The organism is Photobacterium phosphoreum (genome assembly GCF_002954725.1).
GTDB lineage: Bacteria > Pseudomonadota > Gammaproteobacteria > Enterobacterales > Vibrionaceae > Photobacterium > Photobacterium phosphoreum.
This window is the reverse complement of record NZ_MSCQ01000004.1, coordinates 1-25,500: the sequence shown is the minus strand read 5'-3', so window position 1 is coordinate 25,500 and position 25,500 is coordinate 1. Positions and strand designations below refer to the sequence as shown.

General features: G+C 42.3%; 25 protein-coding genes and 1 riboswitch. Of the genes, 19 read left to right on the top strand and 6 right to left on the bottom strand.

Annotation, left to right across the window (positions count from 1 at the left end; all coding sequences use genetic code 11):
* Positions 1–143: 143 nt before the first annotated feature.
* From pckA to hslR, 3 genes are all read right to left on the bottom strand, one after another.
* A complete protein-coding gene (gene pckA, locus BTO21_RS19235) occupies positions 144–1,775 on the bottom strand; it encodes a phosphoenolpyruvate carboxykinase (ATP) (RefSeq protein WP_045029882.1) in 1,632 nt (543 codons plus the stop codon).
* Positions 1,776–2,102: 327 nt separating this feature from the next.
* On the bottom strand, positions 2,103–2,981 hold the full coding sequence (gene hslO / locus BTO21_RS19230) for an Hsp33 family molecular chaperone HslO (RefSeq protein WP_045029884.1): 879 nt from the start codon (positions 2,979–2,981) through the stop codon (positions 2,103–2,105).
* A gap of 154 nt (positions 2,982–3,135) precedes the next feature.
* A complete protein-coding gene (hslR, locus tag BTO21_RS19225; RefSeq protein ID WP_045029885.1) occupies positions 3,136–3,546 on the bottom strand; it encodes a ribosome-associated heat shock protein Hsp15 in 411 nt (136 codons plus the stop codon).
* Positions 3,547–3,831: 285 nt separating this feature from the next.
* Between hslR and gspC the strand changes: the two genes are divergently transcribed.
* The 14 genes from gspC (at position 3,832) to cysQ (ending at position 16,692) form a co-directional block, all read left to right on the top strand.
* On the top strand, positions 3,832–4,713 hold the full coding sequence (gene gspC / locus BTO21_RS19220) for a type II secretion system protein GspC (protein ID WP_045029887.1): 882 nt from the start codon (positions 3,832–3,834) through the stop codon (positions 4,711–4,713).
* Between the two features lie 51 nt (positions 4,714–4,764).
* On the top strand, positions 4,765–6,789 hold the full coding sequence (gene gspD / locus BTO21_RS19215; RefSeq protein ID WP_045029889.1) for a type II secretion system secretin GspD: 2,025 nt from the start codon (positions 4,765–4,767) through the stop codon (positions 6,787–6,789).
* Complete coding sequence (gspE, locus tag BTO21_RS19210; protein WP_045029890.1) at positions 6,789–8,291, top strand: type II secretion system ATPase GspE; 1,503 nt, start codon at positions 6,789–6,791, stop codon at positions 8,289–8,291. Before gspD ends, gspE begins: the two co-directional genes overlap by 1 nt.
* Positions 8,291–9,517 carry a type II secretion system inner membrane protein GspF gene (gene gspF / locus BTO21_RS19205; RefSeq protein ID WP_045029892.1) on the top strand — a complete coding sequence of 409 codons (1,227 nt, stop codon included), beginning with the start codon at positions 8,291–8,293 and terminating at the stop codon, positions 9,515–9,517. The genes gspE and gspF overlap by 1 nt, the downstream gene beginning before the upstream one ends.
* Before the next feature lie 22 nt (positions 9,518–9,539).
* Positions 9,540–9,980: a type II secretion system major pseudopilin GspG gene (gene gspG / locus BTO21_RS19200; RefSeq protein ID WP_045029894.1), complete on the top strand. Its 441-nt coding sequence runs from the start codon at positions 9,540–9,542 to the stop codon at positions 9,978–9,980.
* Positions 9,981–9,991: 11 nt separating this feature from the next.
* Positions 9,992–10,603, top strand: a complete 612-nt coding sequence (gene gspH / locus BTO21_RS19195; protein WP_045029932.1) for a type II secretion system minor pseudopilin GspH — start codon at positions 9,992–9,994, stop codon at positions 10,601–10,603.
* Positions 10,600–10,959 (top strand): type II secretion system minor pseudopilin GspI, encoded by a 360-nt coding sequence (gene gspI, locus BTO21_RS19190; RefSeq protein WP_045029896.1) that lies wholly within the window; start codon positions 10,600–10,602, stop codon positions 10,957–10,959. Before gspH ends, gspI begins: the two co-directional genes overlap by 4 nt.
* Positions 10,946–11,593, top strand: coding sequence for a type II secretion system minor pseudopilin GspJ (gspJ, locus tag BTO21_RS19185; protein ID WP_045029897.1), 648 nt, complete (start codon positions 10,946–10,948; stop codon positions 11,591–11,593). The genes gspI and gspJ overlap by 14 nt, the downstream gene beginning before the upstream one ends.
* The gene (gene gspK, locus BTO21_RS19180) at positions 11,590–12,624 is read left to right on the top strand and encodes a type II secretion system minor pseudopilin GspK (protein WP_045029899.1); all 1,035 of its coding nucleotides are present in this window, start codon (positions 11,590–11,592) and stop codon (positions 12,622–12,624) included. Before gspJ ends, gspK begins: the two co-directional genes overlap by 4 nt.
* Positions 12,593–13,912 (top strand): type II secretion system protein GspL, encoded by a 1,320-nt coding sequence (gspL, locus tag BTO21_RS19175; RefSeq protein ID WP_239998012.1) that lies wholly within the window; start codon positions 12,593–12,595, stop codon positions 13,910–13,912. Before gspK ends, gspL begins: the two co-directional genes overlap by 32 nt.
* Positions 13,912–14,394, top strand: a complete 483-nt coding sequence (locus tag BTO21_RS19170) for a type II secretion system protein M (RefSeq protein ID WP_045029902.1) — start codon at positions 13,912–13,914, stop codon at positions 14,392–14,394. The genes gspL and BTO21_RS19170 overlap by 1 nt, the downstream gene beginning before the upstream one ends.
* A 2-nt stretch (positions 14,395–14,396) precedes the next feature.
* Positions 14,397–15,155: a type II secretion system protein N gene (locus BTO21_RS19165; RefSeq protein WP_045029904.1), complete on the top strand. Its 759-nt coding sequence runs from the start codon at positions 14,397–14,399 to the stop codon at positions 15,153–15,155.
* Positions 15,156–15,297: 142 nt separating this feature from the next.
* Positions 15,298–15,855 carry an ADP compounds hydrolase NudE gene (nudE, locus tag BTO21_RS19160; RefSeq protein WP_045029905.1) on the top strand — a complete coding sequence of 186 codons (558 nt, stop codon included), beginning with the start codon at positions 15,298–15,300 and terminating at the stop codon, positions 15,853–15,855.
* A gap of 3 nt (positions 15,856–15,858) precedes the next feature.
* Positions 15,859–16,692, top strand: a complete 834-nt coding sequence (gene cysQ, locus BTO21_RS19155) for a 3'(2'),5'-bisphosphate nucleotidase CysQ (protein ID WP_045029907.1) — start codon at positions 15,859–15,861, stop codon at positions 16,690–16,692.
* A 78-nt stretch (positions 16,693–16,770) separates the two neighbouring features.
* Here cysQ and sthA read toward each other — a convergent pair whose 3' ends face one another.
* The gene (gene sthA, locus BTO21_RS19150) at positions 16,771–18,186 is read right to left on the bottom strand and encodes a Si-specific NAD(P)(+) transhydrogenase (RefSeq protein ID WP_045029908.1); all 1,416 of its coding nucleotides are present in this window, start codon (positions 18,184–18,186) and stop codon (positions 16,771–16,773) included.
* A gap of 319 nt (positions 18,187–18,505) precedes the next feature.
* Between sthA and fabR the strand changes: the two genes are divergently transcribed.
* Positions 18,506–19,138, top strand: a complete 633-nt coding sequence (gene fabR / locus BTO21_RS19145) for an HTH-type transcriptional repressor FabR (protein ID WP_045029910.1) — start codon at positions 18,506–18,508, stop codon at positions 19,136–19,138.
* Between the two features lie 25 nt (positions 19,139–19,163).
* Positions 19,164–19,535, top strand: coding sequence for a YijD family membrane protein (locus BTO21_RS19140; RefSeq protein WP_045029912.1), 372 nt, complete (start codon positions 19,164–19,166; stop codon positions 19,533–19,535).
* An 80-nt stretch (positions 19,536–19,615) separates the two neighbouring features.
* Here BTO21_RS19140 and trmA read toward each other — a convergent pair whose 3' ends face one another.
* Entirely contained in the window at positions 19,616–20,722 is a 1,107-nt protein-coding gene (trmA, locus tag BTO21_RS19135) for a tRNA (uridine(54)-C5)-methyltransferase TrmA (protein WP_045029913.1), read from the bottom strand.
* A 147-nt stretch (positions 20,723–20,869) separates the two neighbouring features.
* Positions 20,870–21,105: riboswitch (cobalamin riboswitch) on the top strand.
* Positions 21,106–21,137: 32 nt separating this feature from the next.
* Between trmA and BTO21_RS19130 the strand changes: the two genes are divergently transcribed.
* The 3 genes from BTO21_RS19130 to murI are packed head-to-tail and all read left to right on the top strand — an operon-like array spanning position 21,138 to position 24,594.
* Positions 21,138–23,009, top strand: coding sequence for a TonB-dependent receptor domain-containing protein (locus BTO21_RS19130; protein ID WP_045029915.1), 1,872 nt, complete (start codon positions 21,138–21,140; stop codon positions 23,007–23,009).
* A gap of 58 nt (positions 23,010–23,067) precedes the next feature.
* Positions 23,068–23,766, top strand: coding sequence for a Dph6-related ATP pyrophosphatase (locus BTO21_RS19125; RefSeq protein WP_045029916.1), 699 nt, complete (start codon positions 23,068–23,070; stop codon positions 23,764–23,766).
* A gap of 30 nt (positions 23,767–23,796) precedes the next feature.
* Positions 23,797–24,594, top strand: coding sequence for a glutamate racemase (gene murI / locus BTO21_RS19120; protein WP_082056867.1), 798 nt, complete (start codon positions 23,797–23,799; stop codon positions 24,592–24,594).
* On the opposite strand, the gene BTO21_RS19115 is transcribed toward murI, so the two are convergent.
* Positions 24,563–25,024: an RNA recognition motif domain-containing protein gene (locus tag BTO21_RS19115; RefSeq protein WP_045029919.1), complete on the bottom strand. Its 462-nt coding sequence runs from the start codon at positions 25,022–25,024 to the stop codon at positions 24,563–24,565. The genes murI and BTO21_RS19115 overlap by 32 nt on opposite strands.
* Positions 25,025–25,500: the final 476 nt, after the last annotated feature.

Genomic DNA, 25,500 nt, shown 5'->3' with positions numbered 1-25,500 from the left:
ATGTGTCATATCACTGTAATGGCATGTTGAGAGTGGTGGAAAAACCATTTTTTAGCAAGGGCTTTGAGGGGGGAGATTAGAGGGGATAAAAAACAGCCTCTAATAAAAGAGGCTGTTAACGGGTAACCCAATGAGGAGTGAGATTAACCGAGTTGTGGACCTGCTGCGACTAACTGCTGGCCTTCTTGAGTATCAGTGTACTTATCAAAATTGGTAATAAAGCGATCAGCTAAATCTTCAGCTTTGCTTTGCCACTGGAGTGGATCAGTGTAAGTATCACGTGGGTCAAGAATCGTTGGATCAACGCCAGGTAATGATGTTGGAATCGTTAGATTAAAGATCGGGATTTGCTTGGTATTTGCTTTATCAATTGAACCATCAAGGATCGCATCAATAATTGCGCGCGTATCTTGAATTGAAATACGCTTACCAGTGCCATTCCAGCCAGTATTTACAAGGTAAGCTTCAGCCCCTGCATCTTCCATACGTTTAACTAATACTTCAGCATACTGAGTTGGGTGTAATGTTAAGAAGGCATTACCAAAACAGGCTGAGAAGGTTGGTGTTGGTTCAGTAATTCCGCGCTCAGTACCGGCTAATTTAGCGGTAAAGCCAGATAGGAAATGGTATTTAGTTTGCTCAGGCGTTAGTTTAGAAACTGGAGGTAATACTCCGAATGCATCAGCAGATAAGAAGATCACTTTATTAGCATGACCGCCTTTTGATACAGGCTTAACAATGTTTTCAATATGATAAATAGGGTAAGAAACACGGGTGTTTTCAGTTTTTGAATTATCATCAAAATTAATTGAACCATCATTACGGACAGTAACGTTCTCTAGTAGTGCATCGCGACGAATCGCATTGTAGATATCAGGTTCTGCTTCTTTTGATAGGTTGATGGTTTTTGCGTAGCAGCCACCTTCAAAGTTAAACACACCGTTGTCATCCCAACCGTGCTCATCATCACCGATTAGCGCGCGTTTAGGATCGGTTGATAAGGTTGTTTTACCGGTGCCAGAAAGGCCAAAGAATACTGCAACCTCACCTTCGTTGTTCATGTTGGCAGAACAGTGCATTGATGCAATGCCTTGTAGGGGTAAAAAGTAGTTCATCATCGCGAACATACCTTTCTTCATTTCACCGCCGTACCATGTACCACCAATCAGTTGCATCTTTTCACTGAGGTTGAAAACCGTAAAGTTTTCAGAATTCATGCCGTGCTCTTGCCACTTAGGGTTGGTGCACTTAGAACCATTCATGATTACAAAATCAGGTTCGAAGTTGTCAAGCTCAGCCTCTGTTGGGCGAATAAACATGTTTTTTACAAAGTGTGCTTGCCATGCTACTTCAGTAATGACGCGAATGCGAAGGCGAGTTTCTGGGTTAGTACCACAGTAACCATCAACGACAAAAAGACGTTTATTAGAAAGTTGATTAGTGACTAATTCTTTAAGATCTAACCATGCTGTTTGCGTTAACGCTTTATTGTCATTTTTACCTTGATCTGACCACCATAGAGTATCTTTCGTGGTGTTATCACGCACAATAAATTTATCTTGTGGTGAACGACCAGTAAAAATACCTGTATCCACAGATACGGCACCTAACTCAGTAACAACTCCGCGCTCATAGCCTTCTAGTCCAGGTTTGGTTTCTTCATTGAAAAGAACCTCGTAGGACGGGTTACGAATAACATCTGTAACATTGGTAATACCGTATTGGGATAAATCCATGTTGTTTGCAACCTTATTATCGACACAAGAAGTGATCATTGGTGCTCCTAGGGTAAGATGTTGTTTAACTGTCAATCATGCTAACAACCCTAAGTTGCTAAATCAGGGACGGTCATCAAAAAATCGACCATCAGAGTGTTAATTTTAGGTAAAATTATCGAAACTGCGAGGTGTTTTGTTTTGCAGAAATGTTAAAATTTATTTGTTGTGATAGTGGTCAATATTTGTGCTCAATGATTGCAAAAAAAGCACAAATAAGGTTGTAATATAAATTGATATACGGTGTGGCTATGACGGCCGAAAAAAAACAAAAAAAAGCCGGCGTAATAAGCCGGCCTTAACGATGATGGTGTGAAACCACGCGAATTAGTGAATTTGATCGCTATCTGTAGTGTTAGCGCTATTGTCACGCAGTGCGGCTACATCAATACTGTCAAAGTCATAGCTGGTACCGCAGTAATCACAATGCAGTGACACTTTGCCTTCTTCAGCAATGATTTTATCAATTTCTTGTGGTTGAACACTCATGATTGCAGCAGAGCTACGATCGCGCGAGCAGCCACATTCAAAACTGACTGCCTGTGGTTCAAACAGCTGTACTTGTTCTTGGTGGTAAAGACGATACAGCACATCTTGTGCTTCAAGCGTAAATAGCTCTTCATCTTTCACTGTTTCAGTTAATGCTGCTAGGTGTTCAAAGTCGCCTTCGCTACCTGTACCATCTGGCATGATTTGTAATAGCATACCGGCAGCTTTGACTTGGCCTTCAATTTCACCTGTACGGAGCCAGATACGAGTTTTTAGTTGCTCTGAATTTTTAAAATAACTTTCTAAGCATTCAGCCAGCGTATCGCCATCTAAACCGACGACACCTTGGTAACGTTCACCTTTGATTGGCGTAATGGTGATCACCATGTGACCTTTGCCCATTAAGTCATGAATGGTGCCCGCTTTAACCTCACCGTCCCAACGCGCTACGCCACGTAGCTGTTGATTATGATCGCCATTAATTACCGCTAGGCTTACGGGGCCATCACCTTGAACTTGAACGGTAATAGAGCCTTCAAATTTTAAGGTTGCTGTTAATAAGCTGGTCGCTACCAATAATTCACCCAGTAATGTTGCTACTGGTGCTGGGTAGTTTTTATCCGCAATAATTTGTTGGTAAGTTTGGCCTAATTGTACCAATTCACCGCGAACTGCTGCGCCGTCGAAAAGGTAGCGGTTTAAACTATCGTTTGTCATGAGTATGTATTCTCCAGCTATAGAGCCAACCTAATTAAGGCTAAAACGTTCAGTAATTACTTTATAGTCAACGCCGCAACCAAAGCGGGTTAAACCGTTGCGATAAAGCACTTACCCTCGACATTCTAATTTAAAGAGGTTGGCACTGAGTTATTTATTCAGATGCGTTAATATTTTTGAACCGCATAATATCACGTCGTTGCTTCTTATCCGGCCGTTTTTCGGGGCTTGGATTATCATAAGCATTGAGCTTGCGCATTTTTGCGGTTTGTTCACGGGTTGCAATACTTTGAACTGTTTCTTGGTAGAGCAGTTGTGCTTCTGGTGCGCCGCGGCGACAGTCAGAGATTTGTTCAATGGTAATGATTTTCTCATCGTTACCCTGACGTAATTTTACCGTTGCCCCAAGCTCAATAATTTTGCTTGGCTTTGAACGGTGGCCATTATAGTGCACTTTACCGCCGTCAATCATGGTGCGAGCAATTGAGCGTGTTTTGTAAAAGCGGGCAGCCCATAACCATTTATCAAGACGAACCTGTTTAATATCAGAGGTGTTTTGACCCATCACGGTGCCTTTATTTGCTGAAACGATAAATTATCACATCCTGCTGATAGCAGCAGTAATATGACTATTTATTATAAATGGTGATATTAGCCGAGGATTTCAATCATTGAGTAAGAATTTATTACAAAAAATCATGAAATTCTTAGATACTATGGTGTTTTGTCGGGATTATTAAATAGTATTTCGGTGATGAACAGGCGATCATAGTCAGTTCAATTTTTGAGGTGCGATTGCACTGTACTTATTTGTTTAATGATAGTTGGTATTTTAACAATGGATTTTGCTATGTCTGTTTCAAAGTGGTTTGCTGTAGCTGCAATCAAACGCCCGTTATCATTACAATCAGTTACGCGTCTTTTAACTTGTCTTTTAGTGGTGGTATTCGCTTGGATTGCCGGACGCTTAGTGTGGTCGCTTGTTGAACCATCACCTGCCGTTGCTCGATGGCAGCCATTGACGGTAAGTGTTAATACTTCTCAACAACAATTACCTGTGAATGAATTATTAAGCTTGAATCTGTTTGGCCGTTATCAAGCCAATGCCACTCCAGTAACCACAAAACCAGTTAAACAGGATGCACCACAAACTCAATTACGATTAACGTTAGTGGGTGTGGTGGCCAGTTCTACGCCATCAAGAGCTTTAGCCGTGGTAACCAATAACGGTAAACAAAATACCTATGGCATTAATGAAGTGATTGATAATACTCGCGCCACGTTAATCGCGGTGTATAACGATCGGGTTATTATTCGTAATAATGGTCGTGATGAAACGTTAATGCTTGAAGGCTTAAAATTCACTAAACCATCAGCGACGGCTGTAGCATCTCAACAGCAAGGTACTCAAAGTAATAATGCTGCTGAGTTAGCCAAAATCAAACAAGAAATTTTATCTGAGCCACAAACCTTATTTAGTTACATCCGCTTATCTCAGGTAAAAAAAGATGGCCAAATTGAAGGCTATCGTGTCAATCCAGGTAAAAATAGACTTTTATTTGATCAGGTGGGTCTTAAAGCCAATGATCTTGCAGTGAGTATAAATGGTAATAGCCTTACCGATCCTGCAATTATGGCCAAACTTTGGGGTGAGTTGTCTTCAGCCACTGATTTTACACTGACGGTTGAGCGTGACGGTCAGTTACATGATATCCACATTGAGCTGCAATAACACTTTAGTGCTGAGCTTGAAATGAATATGCGATAAAGCAGGAGTTTTTTTGTGAAAAAATGGATGGGTAAAAGTGCCCTATTGTTAGCGAGCGGCTTGTTTTGTAGTCAAGCAATGGCAGATGAATTAAGTGCTAATTTTAAAGGCACAGACATTCAAGAGTTCATCAATATTGTCGGCCGTACTTTACATAAAACTATTATTATTGATCCCGCAGTGCGTGGGCAAGTGAATGTGCGCAGTTATGATTTATTGAACGAAGAACAGTATTACCGTTTCTTCCTTAATGTGCTTGATGTCTATGGTTACGCGGTTGTCACCATGGAAGATGGCGTCATGAAAGTGATTCGTGATAAAGACGCCAAAACGGCTGCTATTCCGGTGGTTGGTGCCAATGATAAGAATATTCCCGGTGATGCTGTTGTTACCCGTGTTATTGCGGTTAAGAATGTTTCAGTACGTGAATTATCACCGCTATTACGCCAGCTAAATGATAATGCAGGTGCAGGTAACGTAGTCCATTACGATCCGGCTAATATCATCATGATCACTGGTCGTGCTGCGGTGGTGAACCGCTTAGCTGAAATTATTGAGCGAGTGGATCGTGCGGGTAACAAAGATGTGACCGTAGTGTCGCTCAATAACGCCTCGGCATCAGAAATGGTGCGCATTATTGACTCGCTCAATAGCAGTGCAGAAGCCAAATCGACCCCAAGCTTTTTAATCCCTAAAGCGGTTGCAGATGAGCGCACTAATTCGGTGTTGATTTCTGGCGATCCGAAAGTGCGTGAGCGCTTAAAGAAACTGATCCATCGTTTAGATAAAGAGATGGCAGTCAGTGGTAATAGTCGCGTGTTCTATCTTAAATACGCTAAAGCTGAAGATTTAGTTGATGTCCTGAAAGGGGTATCTGAAAATGTTCAAGCATCGACCAAAGGCAATGCAGGTCAAGGTCAAAGCGCAAGTAAAGACGATGTTATGATCTCTGCCCATGCGCCGACTAACTCATTAATTATCTCAGCCCCTGCCGATGTAATGAAACGGTTAGAGTCGATTATTTCTCAACTCGATATTCGTCGTGCTCAAGTGCATATTGAAGCGATGATTGTTGAAGTTCAAGAAGGTGATGGCGTTAACTTAGGGGTTCAGTGGGGCTCACAAGATGGCGGTGTGATTCAGTTTGGTAACAGTGGTGCGCCGATTGGTGGTTTATTGTCAGCGCAAGAGCAAGGCAAAGATAAAGTCACGACGCAAAATCGAACTGATCCAAATACAGGTGAGCAGTTACCTCCTATCGTAACTACTGAAAGTGGCGACTTAGCACCAATGGCTGCCTTCCTAGGTGGCGTTAAAGGTGCAGCGGCAGCGATTGCATTAGGTGACTGGACAGCACTTGTTACCGCAGTGCAATCGAACCGTAATGTTAACGTGCTATCAACCCCGAACATTACTGTGCTTGATAACCAAGAAGCGAATCTTTCGGTGGGTCAAGAAGTACCGGTAACTACTGGCTCACAAACCGGTTCAAATAACGATAATCCATTTACTACCGTTGAACGTAAAGATGTCGGTATTCAGCTTAAAGTCACCCCGCAAATCAACGAAGGTGACTCGGTACAGATGAAGATCGAGCAAGTGGTATCGCAAGTTGCCGATGCTAATGGTGCGGTTGATATTCGGTTTGATAAACGAGAGTTATCAACATCGGTATTGGTGAAAGACGGCAATATGATCGCCCTTGGTGGCTTGATGCAAGAGAAGACACTTGAGTCTGAGCAAAAAGTGCCAATTTTAGGTGATATTCCAGTATTGGGCGCGTTATTCCGTTCGACCAATAACCAGACTGAAAAAACCAACCTGATGATTTTCATTCGTCCGACTATTTTACGTGATGGCATGAGTGCCGATGGTATGACGCAGCGTAAATATAACTATATTCGCGCGCAGCAATTATACCAAGCCGATAAAGGCATGCGTTTAATGGATGCTGAAATGCCAGTGATTCCAAAATATGGTGATGATATGGCGCTACCAGCAGAAGTGCGTGCGTTTGTATCGCAGTTGGAGAAACACTAATGGCAGATGAGTCTCTGGCATTAGAAACAGCAGTGCTATTTCGACTGCCGTTTTCTTTTGCCAAGCGCCATCATGTTGTGATTGAAGCCAATCAACAAGGATGGCAGCTGTATTATTGTGGTCAATTATCAGCAATCGTACTAGCAGAAGTGCGACGGGTGGTCGGTGAAGGTTTTTATCCGGTTGTACTATCAGAATCGGAGTTTGAACAAAAGTTGACTGATGCTTATCAGCGTGACTCTTCTGAAGCCCGTCAGTTAATGGAAGATTTAGGTTCAGACAGTGATGACTTTTTCTCGTTAGCAGAAGATCTTCCAGAAACGGAAGATTTACTGGAATCAGAAGATGATGCGCCGATCATCAAATTGATCAATGCCATGCTTGCTGAAGCGATCAAAGAAGGTGCGTCTGATATTCATATCGAAACCTTTGAAAAAGTGCTGTCGATTCGTTTTCGGGTTGATGGCATGTTGCGAGAAGTCTTACAGCCAAGTCGTAAGTTAGCACCGTTGTTAGTGTCGCGTATTAAAGTCATGGCGAAATTGGATATTGCTGAAAAACGTATTCCACAAGATGGGCGTATCTCATTACGGATTGGCGGACGTGCAGTGGATGTGCGGGTATCTACTATGCCATCGTCCCATGGTGAGCGAGTTGTGTTGCGTTTGTTGGATAAAAACGCCACTCGTCTTGATTTACATAGTTTAGGTATGACTGCGGCTAACCATCAGTTCTTCCGCAAGATCATTGATCGTCCCCATGGGATTATTCTGGTGACGGGCCCTACGGGTTCAGGTAAATCAACGACGTTGTATGCTGGTTTACAAGAGCTGAACAGTGCTGAACGCAATATTCTAACGGTTGAAGATCCGATTGAATTTGATATCGACGGTATTGGTCAAACCCAAGTTAATAGTAAGGTTGATATGACCTTTGCGCGTGGTTTACGGGCCATTTTGCGTCAAGATCCTGATGTGGTGATGATTGGTGAGATCCGTGACTTAGAAACCGCGGCGATTGCAGTCCAGGCATCACTAACGGGCCACATGGTGCTATCAACCTTGCACACCAATACCGCTGTTGGTGCGATCACCCGTTTGCGTGATATGGGGATAGAACCGTTCTTGGTGTCATCATCATTATTGGGTGTATTAGCCCAACGTTTAGTACGTACCTTATGTGTTGAGTGTCGCCAACCTTATGAGGCAGATACTGAACAGAAAAAACTGTTTATGTTAACGGCTACCGATAGCCTGACGTTGTATCGTCCTTGCGGGTGTGACAAGTGTAATTTTAAAGGGTATCGCGGGCGTACGGGTATTCATGAATTGTTGCAGGTTGACGAGTATGTTCAAGAGTTGATTCACGCTGAAGCGGGTGAGCAAGCGATTGAAAAGTATGTCCGTCAATCAACGCCAAGTATTCGTGATGATGGTTTAGCAAAAGTAAGCCAAGGGATCACCACACTTGAAGAAGTGATGCGTGTGACCAAGGAGAGCTAATGGCCGCATTTGAATATAAAGCATTAGATGCCAAAGGACGCCAGAAAAAGGGTGTCTTAGAAGGTGATACTTCACGCCAAGTTAGGCAGCAGTTGCGCGAAAAAGGGCTGGTGCCGATTGAGGTTAACCAAACCTCAGGTCAAGGTAAAAAAACCGCCGCTGCGCCGAGTAAGTTAACCTTTCGACGTGGGATCAGCACCAATGAATTAGCGCTGATCACGCGCCAGTTAGCGACTTTAGTGCAAGCTTCAATGCCACTGGAAGAGTGTATAAAAGCGGTGGCCGAGCAAAATGAAAAACCACGCTTGAAAAATATTTTACTTGCAGTGCGATCACGGGTGGTTGAAGGCTATACCTTGGCTGACAGTATGGCGGAATATCCGCATGTGTTTGATCAGTTATTTCGCGCGATGGTGGCGGCGGGTGAGAAATCGGGTCATTTAGATACCATTTTAAATCGTTTAGCTGATTACAGTGAAAACCGTCAACAAATGCGCAGTAAGCTCCAACAGGCGATGATTTATCCGTTAATGCTGACGTTGGTGGCAGTATCGGTAGTGGCGTTCTTGTTAGCGACCGTGGTACCGAAAATTGTTGATCAGTTTGTGCAAATGAATCAAGGGCTGCCAGCAATTACAGAAGTGTTATTGGCTGCCAGTAATTTTGTGCAACATTGGGGATTGCTGGTGGTGATTGTGATTGTGGCCTTAATCGCCTTAATCAAAACAGCCCTTAAAAAGCCGGCGTTTCGAATGAAATGGGATCGGACTATTTTACGGGTGCCAGTGATTGGCAAGGTAGCGCGAGGATTAAATACCTCCCGTTTTGCACGAACATTATCGATTTGTACCTCAAGTGCGATCCCTTTATTGGACGGTATGAAAGTTGCGTCTGACGTAATGACCAATACCTACGTTAATAAGAAGATTTTAGAAGCGGCAGATAGAGTGCGTGAGGGCGCAAGTTTACGTATCTCTTTGGAAAAAACCGCGCTATTTCCACCGATGATGTTACATATGATTGCCAGTGGTGAGCGCAGTGGTGAGCTTGAGCAAATGCTCACGCGTGCAGCGGATAACCAAGATCGTGATTTTGAGTCTTTAGTCAATATGGCGTTAGGGGTGTTTGAACCGTTATTGATTGTAGCAATGGCGGGAGTGGTGATGTTTATCGTGATCGCAACCTTAATGCCGATTATTGAATTAAACAATATGGTCGGGATGTAGATTTTCTTTTGGAGGGTGAAAAATGCAACAAAAGCAACGTGGCTTTACGCTGTTAGAAGTAATGGTCGTTATTGTAATTCTTGGGGTGTTGGCAAGTTTAGTGGTGCCAAACCTATTAGGGAACAAAGAAAAAGCTGACCAACAAAAAGCGGTAACCGATATTAGTTCGCTTGAGCAATCATTGGAAATGTACAAACTTGATAATAGTGTGTTCCCAACCACTGACCAAGGGTTAGAGGCATTGGTAACCAAACCTTCTTCGTCACCGGAACCGCGTAATTATCGTGACGGTGGCTACATTAAGCGTTTACCAAAAGACCCATGGGGTTATGAGTATCAATACGTGTCACCGGGTGAACACGGTGCGGTTGATATCTTCAGCCTTGGTGCTGATGGTCAAGAAGGCGGTGATGGTATTAATACCGATATCGGCAACTGGAATATGTTGAACTACAACAAATAAAGCTAAGAATGATGATGAAGCGTAATGCAGGTTTTACCCTAATTGAAATTATGTTGGTGTTAGTATTACTGGCAACCAGTGCTGTTGCTGTGGTATCGACGTTGCCGAATAATAAACACGATGAGGTTAAAGAACAGGCCGTACGTTTTCATCATTTAGCCCAACTCTTGGGTGAAGATGCAATGTTAAATGGGGTCGATTACGGTATTCGTATCGAGCCTCATCACTACTCTTTTTTAATGCTTACTCAAGATGGTTGGCAACCGCTAGAAGGTGTTAAGTTTTTTACCAATGTAAAACTTGAGGCGGGTATTACGGCCACGGTGGAACTGGGTGGTGCATGGAAAGATAAGGACCGACTTTTTAAATCTGATTCACTGTTTAAAAATGACGACATATTTAAAAAGTCTGATCAGGAAAAGGAACAACTACCGCCGCAAATTGTGGTGATGGCGAGCGGTGATTACACCCCGTTTACGGTCAATTTTGAAGTTGATAACCAACATCAATTTTGGCAAGTCGTCGCTGATGAAGTAGGTAATTTAGTGTTATTAGCCCCTGGGCAAACCTTAGAACAACAACTCTCCGAGCAAGCCTTATCAGCGCAGGAGCAGTCACAATGAAGCGCTCGCAAGGATTTACATTACTCGAGGTCCTAGTTGCTTTAGCTATTTTTGCGGTTGCCGCATTAAGTGTTATGCGAGCCGTTAGCCAAAACCTGAATAACTTAGGTTACTTAGAGCAAAAAACATTGGCATCAATGGTGGCTGATAATGAATTAGCGCAACTGCATTTAAGTGGCGACTATCCAAGTTCAGTTAAGCGCGGAAAATCGACCTTAGCTGACCAAGAATGGTATTGGACGGTCACTAGTAGCAAAACCCAACAACAACTCTTGCGTCAAATTGAAGTGTCAGTCGCGACTGATCCACAACGTAAACATTCAGTTATTACGGTAAAGACTTATGTCAGCAATTAATCATCGTCGTCAGCAAGGTTTTACCTTATTAGAAGTACTGGTGGCGATTGCGGTATTTGCGATGTTGAGTTTATCGGCCAATCAGGTGCTGAGTAACGTCATGCGTAGTGATGCGCAATCCAAAGATCATAATCAACGTTTACAAGCGATTCAACGCACCATGATCATGATGGATAATGATTTTCGGCAGATTGTGGCGCGTAAATTTAGAGTGAATGCTGAAAAGCCAACCGATAAAATATTGCAGGCGAGTGAGTATTTATTGGATTCCAGCAGTGAAGGGATCATCTTCGTTCGTGGTGGATGGCAAAACCCGCAAGCGATGTTTCCTCGTGGTGATATCACCCGTGTGGGTTACCGTATTATTGATGATAACTTAGAGCGAGTCTGGTTTCGCTATCCTGACACCGTGGTTGGCGCCAAGCCGTTAGTTCGAGTGCTGCTAACGGGGGTTAGCGATTTAAAATTTGAATTTTATTATGATAAGCAGTGGCATAATAAATGGGATAAAACCAATAGCTTGCCTGCGGGAATCAAAGTTATTATGACCTTGAAAAAATTAGGTGAGATTGAGCGGATTTATTTATTACCTGCCTCTGCGCTGACAGCCAATGATCAGGAGTCAGAGGAATGATTAAGCAACGTGGAGTGGCGTTAATCGTCGTATTACTGTTAGTGGCTTTAATGAGTTTATTAGCCGTACAAATGACAGAACGGTTACAACTCAATTTTCACCGCGTCAAAAATCAAGTTGAGCATCAACAAAGTTATTGGTACAGCCTTGGCGTGGAAGCATTAGCCGCTCAAGCATTGAAGCAAAGTCTTAAAGACAGTAAAACCGTTAATTTAACTCAGCCTTGGGCGGTGGGTGAGCAAAGTTACCCATTAGATAATGGCGCGGTAATTAGTGGTAATTTAACCGATAAACAAACCTGTTTTAATCTTAATGCTTTTAAAAATATCAAAGCGAAAACCGACAATAGCCAGAAGCCTTTTTTAGTGACTTATTTGCAGAATATTCTTACTGAATCTGGCGTTGATGACTATGAAGCGGAAGTGATCGCCGATTCAAGTTGGGAGTTTGTGGATGATAACACTACTGTTCAATCGGCGTATGGTGCTGAAGACAGTAGCTATGAAAGTTTTCAACCACCGTATGTCACCGCCAATGATTGGTTGGCTGACGGCAGTGAGTTTCGTGCCATTAATGGGGTCTCAGCTAAAATATACCAGCAGGTTAAAGGGTTGATTTGTGCTTTGCCGACCGATGATATGCTACTTAATGTCAACACTATTACCGAGAAGGATGCGGTGTTGTTATCGGCATTATTTGCGCCATCGCTGTCATTAGATGACGCGCAAAAAATCATTCGTGAACGTGATAAAAATCATACGGTATGGGACAGCGTTGCTGATTTTATGAAGCTTGTTCCATTACCACCATCAGAAAGCCCTGCTTCAGGTGATGATAAAGCCGCCTCGGGGGTGGAGAAATATTTAACCGTTACCAGCCACTATTTTTCGTTAGATGCTGAAATAAAAGTAGACAGTGCCCGCGTGCGAACCGTGGCATTATTTAACCGTGATGATAAGAACAAGGTGACGGTAGTTCGTCGCCAATATGGAGGAATCCGTGAGCGAATTTCTGACGATAAGGCTAAGTAGCCGGCCGGAGACGCCGCTGCAATGGTTGGTCTGGTCGCCACTGCAAAATGAAGTTATTGCATCTGGTCAACTGGCGGATATAAAGCAGTTAAATGAATTAACAGAATATGCCGTAGCGCGCCCTGTTTATGGTTTAGTGCCAACCAGTGAGATGTTATTAACGCAAGTAACGATTCCTGTTGGCAGTAGCCGTCAGTTAGCGGCGGTATTACCGTATCTACTTGAAGAAGAGCTAGCTCAAGATGTTGATAGCCTGCATGTGCAATTGCTTAAACGTGATAATGACATTGCAACGGTTGCGATTATTGAGCACCACAAAATAGCAATGTGGTTAGCGGCATTTGCAGAATGTGGTATTGAGCTTAAAAAGCTGATTCCAGATTGTCTATGCCTGCCCTTATTTAGTGATGGTTACAGTGCCGCTGAAATTGATGGACAGTGGTTAATTCGTCAATCAGAAGTGATGGGTGTTTGTGCTGATACAAGTTGGTTAGGTGCGTGGGTTACCGCCCAAAAAGCGCCAATTGTTATTGAAACGCCAGTAGACAACACTGACGACGATAACGAGGATGCCGCGCTAGAGGTTGACGGTGAACGTGTTGCTGAAGATGTCGAGTTAATTGTTGCGGCAACGGAAAGTTTGGCACAAGTGACGATTCATCACTATACGCCTGCTCCGGTGAATACTCCTGGGCACTGGCAGCCGCAAACGCCTGAACTGGTGATGCAATTGTTAGCGATAGGGGCGGCAGCGTCTAACGCAACCTTGTTATCGGGGCCTTATAAGCCTCAAGCCGCTTGGCGCAAGCATTTACAACCATGGCGTAAAGTTGCGATTGCTGCTGCCGTGGTATTGGTTGCTCTTGTCGGTGAGCAAGTACTAACTACGCAGCGTTTAGAGCAACAAGCTAATGCTTATCGAGTTGAAAGTGAACGTATTTTTCATCAAGTTCTGCCACAGTTTAAACGTATTCCTTCGCAGAGTTATTTGAAAAATCAAATGAACGCAGCGTTGAAAAGCTTAGGCGGGAACGGTGAACAAAATGGCATGCTAATGTGGCTCAGTGAATTAAAGCCGGCATTAACAAAAGTGCCAACGATTAAGATTGTTAACCTTAAATATGATCAAACGCGTGGTGAATTGCGCTTGCAAGCAACGGCGGCTGGATTTCAAGATTTTGAACAATTACGCAGTGCGTTGAGTACTCAGTTCGTGGTAGAACAAGGTCAGTTAACCAAACAAGATGATTTAGTCAGTGGTGCCGTCGTACTGAGGAGAAAAGCTTAATGGCAGAGATTAAGGCATGGTGGAAAGCCCTCAGTCAGAGAGAGCAACATTTACTTCTCGGGGCGGGTAGTGCGCTAGTGATTGCGATTCTTTATTGGGGAGTATGGCAACCGTTGAACCAACGTGCTGCTGAGGCTCAAAATAAGATCAATCAACAACGGCAATTATTGACGTGGGTTGAACATAAAGCCAATCAAATTTCGGTACTTAAACGTGCTGGCGGAACGGTAAATGTCAGTAATGAAGGGTTAAACCAAGTCATTAATGAAACTACGACTCGATTTAAAATTGACTTGATCCGTATGCAGCCACGTAATGATGCCCTGCAAGTGTGGGTACAACCATTACCGTTTGATACCTTAGTCAATTGGTTAGTGTATTTACAGCAGAGCTACGGCATTAATACCCAGTTTATAGATCTCTCAAAAACCGATAAAAACGGCATGGTGGAAGTTAACCGTTTGCAGTTAGGACGAGGATAACCGTGAAATTTAAGTTAGCCGTTGGTGCCAGTTTTGGTGCGGTATTTATTGCAAGTTTAGTCGTTCATATACCAGCAAGTTGGTTGTGGCAGCATGCACCTAAAATAAAGGGGTTAGCCTTAGAGGGGATCACGGGAACCCCGTGGCAAGGAGGTGCTGCCAATGTGCGCTGGCAGAATCAACCTTTTGGCCGCTTACAATGGGATATGCGTTTAGGGCGTTTATTACATGGTGAGTTAGCCTTTGATGTTCGCTTTGGCAAAGGCAGTGAATGGCAATTGCAAGGACAAGGCTTAGTTGGTTATAGCAGTAGTGGTCCGTTTGCTGAAAAGCTATTGTTATCGATGCCTGCCTATCAAGCGGTATCGCAGGCTCAATTGCCAGTACCGATAACGGTGAAAGGTAATCTAGAATTAACCGTCAGAAATTATCACTATGCTGCACCGTATTGTAAAACCCTTGATGCGACTTTAGCATGGGTACAAGGGGCAGCTGAAACGCCAATGGGTACCATTAAACCAGGGCCAGTTTTTGCTGACTTAAATTGCGCTAATGGCGCTGTTATCGCTAAAATCAATCAAGCATCAGCAAATGTAAGTAGTGATTGGCAAGCAAATTTGGCGACTAACCAGCAATATACATTGAATGGATGGTTTAAGCCGGGGGCTGATTTCCCAGATGGGCTAGCGAAACAATTAAAATGGTTAGGTGATCCTAATACCAAAGGCCAATATAAGCTTGATTATTCGGGTCGATTGTAGCGTTAGTTAATACTTTAATCACAAAATCATTAATAACCGGCAGTCGATTTCGACTGCCGCTTTATTTCTGATGATTATTCGCTTTTAATTAGCGTAAGCTTTTTTTATTCTGATAACGCATTTCATTAAACAGGACCTAATCATGGCGATAAGCAAAGATAAACCCCAAATCTTAGCTGCCGAAGTTGTAGCGCAATCACAACTTTTTAAAATTGAATCATTGGAATTACGTTTTTCTAATGGTGTCGAACGCACTTATGAGCGTATGCAGCCAAGTGGTCGTCACGCAGTATTAATTGTTCCCATTACGGCTAATGGCGATTTATTATTGATTCGTGAGTATTCTGCAGGCACCGAGCGTTATGAGTTAGGTTTTCCTAAAGGTTTAATTGATGCGGGTGAAACGGCACTTGAAGCGGCAAACCGTGAATTGAAAGAAGAGATTGGTTTTGGTGCGCAGCGATTACAGCCATTAAAAGAAGTTATTTTGGCACCCTCATATTTTTCGAGCCGAATGACATTGTTTATCGGTCAAGACTTATACCCTGAGCGTTTAGAAGGTGATGAGCCTGAACCATTAGAGATCGTACGGTGGCCGTTAGCGCAAGCAGAAGAACTATTGAACCATCTTGATTTTGCTGAAGCGCGCAGTATCAGTGCGCTATTTTTAGCCTTGAAGTATTTAGCCCGTGAGGAATAGCCAATGACACTTAACCATCTTATTCTTGATGTTATCGATATTGCTCAAGCGTCAGGTCGGTTGATATTAGATATTTATCAACAAGGGCAATTTGAACAACATATTAAATCAGACAATACTCCAGTCACCAGTGCTGACTTAGCGGCTAATCAGTTAGTGATTGAGCGGTTAGCATTGTTAACCCCTGATATTCCTGTCTTGTCTGAAGAAGATGCTAATATTTCGCTTACGGAGCGTAGTCAGTGGCCTCGTTATTGGCTAATTGATCCCCTTGATGGTACTCAAGAATTTATTGCAGGCAGTGGTGACTTTGCCACTATGATTGCTTTGATTGATAATAATAAGCCGGTCATGGGAGTGGTGTATGCACCGGTTTCAGGTGTGACGTATTATGCGGCTCAAGGTCAAGGGGCACATAAAATCACCGCCGATGGTGAAACGTGTGTGATCTCGACCAATAAACACCATTCACCCCTACGTGCTTTAACGATTGCGATTAGTCGTCGTCAGAATATTGATACTACTAAGGCGCGATTTGATAGTCAGTATCAATATGACTTAATTGAACTGGGCTCGGCTTCTCTTAAAGCATGTTTAGTCGCAGAAGGTGGCGCTGATTGTTATTTACGTTTAGGGCCAACCGGTGAGTGGGATACCGCAGCGACCCAATGTATTGTTGAAGAGGCGGGGGGGCGAATTTTCAATACCCATATTACGCCGTTGTCTTATAACTTGCGCCAGACATTAGAAAACCCCAACTTTATTGTGTTAGGTGACGAGCAATTACCGTGGGCATCAATTTTAACCGCTGACGATCGCTTAATGACCGCCGAGTAGATTATTTATTGATAAGTCAGATATCCACTAACGGAGCCATAGCGGCTCCGTTTTTTGATTCCAGAATATGTTTTGTGGCTAGAATAAGCGATTAAGGCCGTTTAGCGCTGCGACTCGAAATGCTTCCGCCATCGTTGGGTAATTAAAGGTAGTGTTAGCAAAATACTCAATCGTATTACCTTCACCTTTTTGTTCCATAATGGCTTGGCCGATATGAATAATTTCCGCGGCACGTTCACCAAAGCAGTGAATACCTAAAATGGCTTTAGTTTCACGATGAAATAATATTTTTAGACTGCCGACTTCTGTACCTGCAATTTGGGCTCTAGCGAGATGTTTAAATTGCGATCGACCCACTTCATAAGGAATTTTTGCCGCGGTTAATTGTTGCTCGGTTTGACCAACTGAACTGATTTCTGGCAGGGTATAAATGCCGGTTGGAATATTGGCGATTAATTGCCCTTGGGCTTTACCTGTACTGATCGCTTGCGCGACAAAGCGACCTTGATCATAAGCAGCACTCGCAAGACTAGGGTAGCCAATAACATCCCCAACCGCATAGATATGTTCAACCGTCGTTTGATAATTATTATTAACTCTCAATTGTCCTCGTGAGTCGGCATCTAATCCGACATGCTCTAATCCCAATTTTTCGGTATTACCGGTACGGCCATTGGCATACAGCAAACAATCAGCGCGCATTTTCTTGCCGGATTTTAAGTGCAGAATAACGCCGTCATCAGTGCCTTCAATGGTTTCAAATACTTCATCATTGCGGATCATGGTGCCGGTATTACTGAGGTGGTAGGACAGTGAGTCTGACATTTCATTATCAAGAAATTCTAATAACCGCTGGCGAGTATTAATCAAATCAACCTTGACCCCAAGCCCTCTAAAAATAGAGGCATATTCACAGCCAATCACACCAGCACCATAAATTAGAATATGACGAGGATCATGGGCTAATTGTAAAATTGAATCACTGTCATAAACACGGCAATGATTAAAATCAACTTCTGCTGGTTGGTATGGGCGTGAACCTGTGGCAATGATAAAACGCTCGGCGCGGAAATGGTCAATACTGCCATCATTGCTGGTAACACTAACGGTATGGTGATCAACAAACTTGGCTTCACCATGAATAATTTGACAGTGATTACGATCATAAAACCCTTGGCGCATACGAGTTTGTTTACTAACCACTTCTGCTGCATGGTGGAGGATCTGACTAAAGGTACGGTGTAAAGTTGAAGTGTCATTGCAATAGAGTGGGTTTTGATTGAATTCGATAATTCGGCTCACAGCATGGCGTAATGATTTAGAGGGGATCGTGCCCCAATGGGTACAGCCACCACCAACGCTATTTTCACGCTCAATAATCGCGACCTTAAATCCAGCTTTGGTCAGTCCCATTGCAGCTCCTTCACCACCTGGGCCGCTACCAATAATAATGACATCAAAATGATTTTTGTGGGTGGGTTGGTTATTAGACATAGCCTCATTCCTTGATCATGTTGCTCTAATGTGAATTATCATTATGGTAACGGTTTGGTGGGTAAGGATGAACGGTTACATAATCAGACCTCGAACTTGATCACGAAGTTTTTATTATTAATCAAACGTTATAGATCCCGATAGGTTATTAAACAGACGCCACATTTTGTGATGTAAAATGCAAAATGATATTAATCTGGCTTTGCGTCAGTCGCGCTCTACCTTTACTATGTGAGAGTATAGCGTCGCTGCAATGACGCGGATGTTACTGTGTAAACAGAGTACCATTGTAATAAAATCACAGAGAAGCAGATAATTCATGGGGATTAGGGCTCAGCAAAAAGAAAAAACTCGGCGTTCATTAATTGATGCCGCTTTTAGCCAATTAAGTGCCGAGCGAAGTTTTTCTAATTTAAGTCTACGTGAAGTTGCGCGTGAAGCCGGTATTGCCCCAACATCCTTTTATCGTCATTTTAAAGACATGGATGAGTTAGGGTTAACCATGGTTGATGAGGGAGGGTTAATTCTTCGTCAATTAATGCGTCAAGCACGACAACGTATCGCTACTGAAGGCAGCGTGATCCGTACCTCAGTAGAGACTTTTATGGAATTTATCGAAAGTAGTCCTAACGTATTCCGCTTACTGCTTCGTGAGCGTTCTGGTATATCAACAGCTTTCCGTGCTGCGGTTGTACGGGAAATACAACATTTCGGGGCTGAATTAGCTGAGTATCTTGAAGCTAAAACTGGGGTAACCCATGAAGAGGCTTATACGCAAGCTGAAGCGTCAGTGACATTAGTCTTTAGTTCAGGTGCTGAAGCGCTTGATCTAGATTGTCATGCTCGTGCTGAGCATGCCGAAAGGCTAATTATGCAACTTAGAATGATTGCAAAAGGTGCTTATTGGTACCGTAAAGAGCGTGAGCGTCGAGAGCTCAGGCAGAAACTATAATCTTATTTTGATTTTGGTGAAGTATATGGAAAAGCAACAACTTAAAGCAGAGCGTAAAACACTAGTATTATCTATAATAACTGGGATTTGTGGTTACGGCACTCTGGCAGTATTGTTCTCAAGCTATGTAGCGTTCTCTATTTTCCCTGTCTTGGCATTTGCCATGGCATTGTACGGTTTATATCAAGAATATATGCGTAAACCAATGGCTGAAGGTGTTCCTGCTATTGCGAGTGCATGTTTCTTTGTGGGTGTATTTGGTTATGCAGCTTTTCTGCGTGCTGAATACCCTGATATGGGCTCAAATTTCATTCCATTGATGATTACACTGGCATTGCTATTTTGGGTGTCATACAAAATGGGTATCATGGATAAGAAAGAGCAAAAAGCAGCATAGTAAATGATATTTACTATGAATCGGAATAGAAAAAGGCGCTGATAGCGCCTTTTTTATATTCAAATTATCTGCGTTAACGGTTATTTACGTTCGAGTAATACACCCGCTTCCATGTGGTGGGTGTAAGGGAATTGGTCAAATAGCGCAAACCGAGTGATATGGTGAGTTTCAGTTAGAATCGCTAAGTTATCGCGTAATGTCTCAGGGTTACATGAGATGTACATGATGTTATCGTAGCCTTGTACCATGCGGCAGGTGCCATCATCCATACCTGAACGGGGTGGATCGACAAAAATGGTATTACAGTTATAACTTTGCAAATCAACATTTTGATCTTTTAGACGGCGGAATTCACGTTTACCAGCCATTGCATCAGTAAAATCTTCTGCAGACATGCGAATAATTTGCACGTTTTCAATGTTATTCACCGCAATGTTGTATTGTGCTGAATCAACAGATGGTTTCGCCAGTTCTGTTGCCAGTACTCGCTCAAAGTTCGGTGCAAGTGCTAATGAGAAATTACCATTACCACAATACAGTTCAAGTAAATCACCAGCGCTATCTTGAGTACAATCAACCGCCCATTCCAACATCTTCTGTGCAACTTCACCATTCGGCTGGGTGAAGCTATTTTCAACTTGTTTGTAAGTTATTGCTTTATCATGAACTTTTAATTGTTCAATGACGTAATCTTGATCCAAGACGATTTTCATCTTACGTGCACGACCAATCAAATTTAACTTAAACCCTTCGTCATTTAAACGTTGTTTTAGTTTTTTGGCAGCTTCTGTCCATTCATCATCTAATTGACGGTGATAAAGCATAGAAACCAGAATTTCACCACTTAGGGTCGATAAAAAATCCACTTGGAATAGTTTATGACGCAGTGCTTTTATCGGCTTAATAGCTTCCAGTAGCATCGGCATTACATCGTTAATTAAACGGCTTGCTGCTGGAAATTGATCAACACGGTATTTCTCACGGGTGTGTTGATTGAACATGATGTAATACAGCTCTTCGCCTTCGTGCCAAACACGGAATTCTGCACGCATACGGTAATGCTCTGCAGGAGAGGCAAACACCTCCAATTCAGGCGTTTCAAAATCGCTAAGTAGATCTTGAATACGCGCTGCTTTTTCATCCAACTGGGGCTGGTAGTCAGCGGTATTAAGGACGGTGGATGTCATAGTGTGTGCCTCGACTGCTCAAAATAAGACCGCAGATTTTATTGTATTGCACACTGATGTCCAGTGTTGTTCCAAATTAAAATATTTGTGTATCCAAAATTTTATAACTAATGCCAAACAAAACTAGACAGTAAAGCAATACAACACTAGCATTCTCGCAGTGCTGGTTAAGCCTTGGATGGCTCGGGAATACGGTGAGAGTCCGTAACTGACGCGCAGCGGTAATAGAGAACGAACGCACATGGATGTTATCCAAACACTGTTGATGCTCCCTACAAATAATCAATGCATGATTTAGTATAGTGGCAATGGGAAGTTGTTGCCTAGGCGACCATATGGTCATGCTCTTAAGTCCGAATACCAACCAGCAGAGAAGCAATATTGCTTTGATATAAACGCGACTTAGGAAATTGTAATGAAAAAATCCCTTTTAGCAGCGACAGTAGCGTCGTTGTGTCTCCCTTCTTTTGCTTCATTTGCAGCAGACACCACATCTGATGATGTGATGGTAGTAACGGCTAACCGTTTTGAGCAGCCAATTACATCTGTGCTAGCACCTTTTAATGTCGTAACTCGTCAAGATATCGATAAAGTACAAGCGAAAACGTTAACTGAAGTGCTGAGCTTACTACCTGGGGTGCAGATCACTCAAAATGGTGGTCGTGGACAAAGTTCGAGTATTTTTGTTCGCGGTGCAAACTCCGATCAAGTTTTGGTTTTGGTTGATGGTATTCGTATGGCTCGCTCTGTGGCGGGTAATGTTGATTTTAATCAAATTCCATTAACACAAGTTCAGCGTATTGAATTTACTCGTGGTGCTCGAGCTGCAATTTATGGCTCAGAAGCGATTGGTGGTGTGATAAATATCATCACCCTCACTGGTACAGATACGCCATCAAAAACTAAATTAGATTTAGGTATTGGCAGTCATAACTATCAGGAAGCGAGTGTCGCGGGCGCTTATAAGATCGGTGATAAGAGTGTATTACAACTAGCAGCCGGTTATGAAAATGATAAAGGCTATAATGTTCATCCTCAGCCAGGATTGAATGACGGTGATAAACATGGTTTTGATAGCCGTAATGCATCGTTAGCACTACATCATCAATTTACTGATGAGATTTCAGGTTATGTCGCAACCCGTTGGTATAAAAATCATTACCAATATGATGGTTCATATTATGATTCTTGGGATGAAGTAAATAACGTTCCATTAGATCCTGCTGTACCTGTTCATGAGTATGTAAGAGCTGAAACGGAATTTAATGATTACTCCGCAGGTTTAAAATATGCACAGAATAGCTATAAGTCATCACTGATTTTTGATTACCAAAAGCAAGATAACCTTGATTATGTTGATAAAACTAATATTATCAATCGTCAGGATCAATATCACCAGCGTAATGTTCAATGGCATAACCAATATCAACTATTATCAACACTATCTGTGAGTGGTGGTATTGATTGGCGTCAAGAGCAATGGAATGATTTAACTGGTTTTGCGGGTAATAAAGAGCGTGATAATACCGGTTATTATGCGATTGGCTTATGGGATTACTCGCCTGTAAGTATCGAAACCAGTGTTCGTCTGGATGATAATCAGCAATATGGTACCCATTCAACCTACAATATTGCTGGTGGTTGGTATTTAACTGACAATATTCAACTTCGTGGTTCGTACGGCACCGCATTTAAAGCCCCTAATCTTTACCAACTTTATGTTAAAAGTGCTTGGTCGACGGGTAACTCTAATTTAAATCCTGAAACCTCAAAAAATATCGATATTTCCTTACATGCTGACTACGACATTGGTAGTTTAGCTGTAACTGCGTATCAAATGCGTATTAATGATTTAATTGATTATACTGGTGGTATGCCCTCTTATGAAACTGTAAAGGGTGAGAGTAAAATCAAGGGTATTGAAGTCGAAGCAGGCTTTGATACGGGTATTATTACTCATCAGTTGAATTTTGATTTTAAAGATCCTCGAGATAGTAAAGGTCAGCAACTTATCCGTCGTGAGAAATTTTCATTTAAATGGGTAGGTACGGCGAGTTATGGTGATCTTGATACTGCTGTGACATACCAGTATCACGGTAAGCGTCCTGATTTTGGGGTTGAACTACCAGCCTATGATACATGGGATATAGCACTAACATACTGGTTGCAACCTAAGCTCGCTTTGAAAGGACGAGTAGCGAACCTTCTAAATGAAGATTACGAAACAGCTGGCGGCTATGCTATGCCGGGTCGAACTTACTACACCAGCATTAATTATCAGTTCTAATGTGTGATTTTTTATAGTTCAAGGCCGCCATTGTGCGGCTTTTTTGATGGTGATAAATATGAAACAGAAAGTGATTATTAGTTGGTCATCAGGTAAAGATTCAGCCTTAACGTTATGGCGGTTAATGAATGATTCTAATTATGAGGTTGTTGGGCTTTATACAACCCATGTTGATAACGATGTCCCTTTTCAAGCAACACCTATCGCAGTTGTTAAAAAACAAGCGCAGTTAATTGGTTTACCGTTAGTGCTGATTGCATTACCTGAAGTATTTCCTGCCCATGATATCTATCAACAGACGATTGTTGATGGTTTGAAAAATTGCGGATTACAATTTGATGGTATCGCGTTCGGAGATTTGTTTTGTAATGGTATTGCAGATTATCGGCGTCAATACATTGAACCAGCAGGTTGGGAGTGTGTTTTTCCCTTATTAGGGCAATCAAGCCTTCAGTTAGCTAATGAAATTATTGAGTGTGGCATTCAAACAAAATTAGTCACAGTCGATAGTACCCAATTAGATATTAAGTTTTGTGGGCGTTGGCTTGATCATCAGTTATTAAGTGAATTCCCCATCACAATCGATCCGTGTGGTGAGAATGGTGAGTATCATTCATTGGTTGTCGACGCCCCTTTTTACCAACAACCTTTAAACTTAGCTTGGCTAGAGCGCGAAACCAATACCCGATTTTGTTATCAGCGCTATACACTCGTTGAGACCGAGTCTTTTCCAGATGCTGATATCGCAGTATCATGATGGTTTGATGTCGTAATAAGGTAAGTGGTAGTGAAAAAAGTTGTCATTTTTGATTCAGGGGTGGGCGGTTTATCTGTTTATCAAGAGATCCATACTCTACTACCTCAAGTACAGTATATCTATGCTTTCGATAATGCAGCTTTTCCCTACGGTGAATTAGACGATGTGACATTAATCAAGCGCACCAATCATATTGTGACATTATTAGCCAATCAATATCAGGCCGATTTAGTTGTTATAGCATGTAATACCGCCAGTACTATCGTTTTACCTTCGTTACGTCAGCAGCTAACAATACCCGTAGTTGGGGTTGTTCCAGCCATAAAACCTGCCGCATTGATCAGCCAAACAAAATCGATTGGTTTACTGGCAACACCAGCAACGGTTAATCGTGCTTATACACATCAATTAGTACAGCAGTTTGCTAATGGTTGTGAAGTTAAAATGATAGGTTCGACTCGATTGGTTGAAATGGCAGAGCAGAAGCTACGCGCTAAGTCGGTAGATATCGATGAATTAGCAGAGATCCTAGCACCATGGCAAGGTAGCGTAGATAGTATTGTTTTAGGCTGTACTCATTTTCCGCTAATAAAACAAGAAATCCTATTGGCGCTAAAACATCAGGTAAATATTATAGATTCAGGTAAAGCTATCGCTAAGCGGGTAGCATTACTATTAGCGTTATCAACGGATGTGGCTGCGATAACACCGTCTATAAAGAACGTTACATATAGCAGCGCCGCAACATCAGATGCCGCGGCGCTGAATAAAAGCTTAAATGAAATGCAATTAGATATTATTCAAGATCTAAACTATCCGCATTTTTAGGCTCATTGGCTTCTCGTACCTTTAGTGTACGCTGACCATATTCTTGATTGTTGAGCTGATCAATTGCATGTTCGGCATCTTGGCTATTCATTACAACAAAGCCAAAGCCTCTACGTTTACCTGTGCGTTTATCTTTCATTAAGCGGACGGCAAAAACATCACCGTGCTCAGCAAAAAGGTTTTTTACGTCACTTTCATTTGCACGATAAGGAAGGTTGCCAACATAAAGGGTTTTACTACTCTGAGAAGGATCTATTTCATCGAGGATGGTATGTTTACTTTCTTGCATAAAGTGTAACGCCAGTCCTGTTAGCATTGCACCTAGCGCAAAGCTAATGGCTGGTGGAGTACTGCTGAACATACTAAAGATTAAGGCGCCAATGATAGCGATAGCAATCACGGTTATTGTGGTTTGATTATTTGATTTCATATTTAAAGTACATCTCAAAAGGGAAAGAGAAGAATGCATTAATGGGTGTTTTAACATCAAGCTTACAATGATGCCAATTTTAATGACCTGTAATTAATAATAATTGAGCTTAAATTCGCTCGCATGTGCTTATTACAGTCACATTGTTCACATTAGATGAAATAATCATCAATTACATTCTTTTTTTTCAAAAAGGCTTGTCAGAGTGATCAAAGTCTCTATAATGCGGCTCCATCGAAAGGGAATACGGTTAAACAGCCGATCAAGTTCAAACTTTTGATATTTAGCTTCAATCTTATAGTTAACTTGTAATTTGATGAATATCAAGGTGATTGTTTTTAAGAAGTGTTTTTCTTTTGCTATTACGGCGAAAAGGAAGTCAACAAGATGTTTTAGAAAAATAAAATTTCTTCTTGACTTTAAGTTGAACTTGCGTATCATACGCATCCCGACCAACACGAAGTGTTGAGTCAACG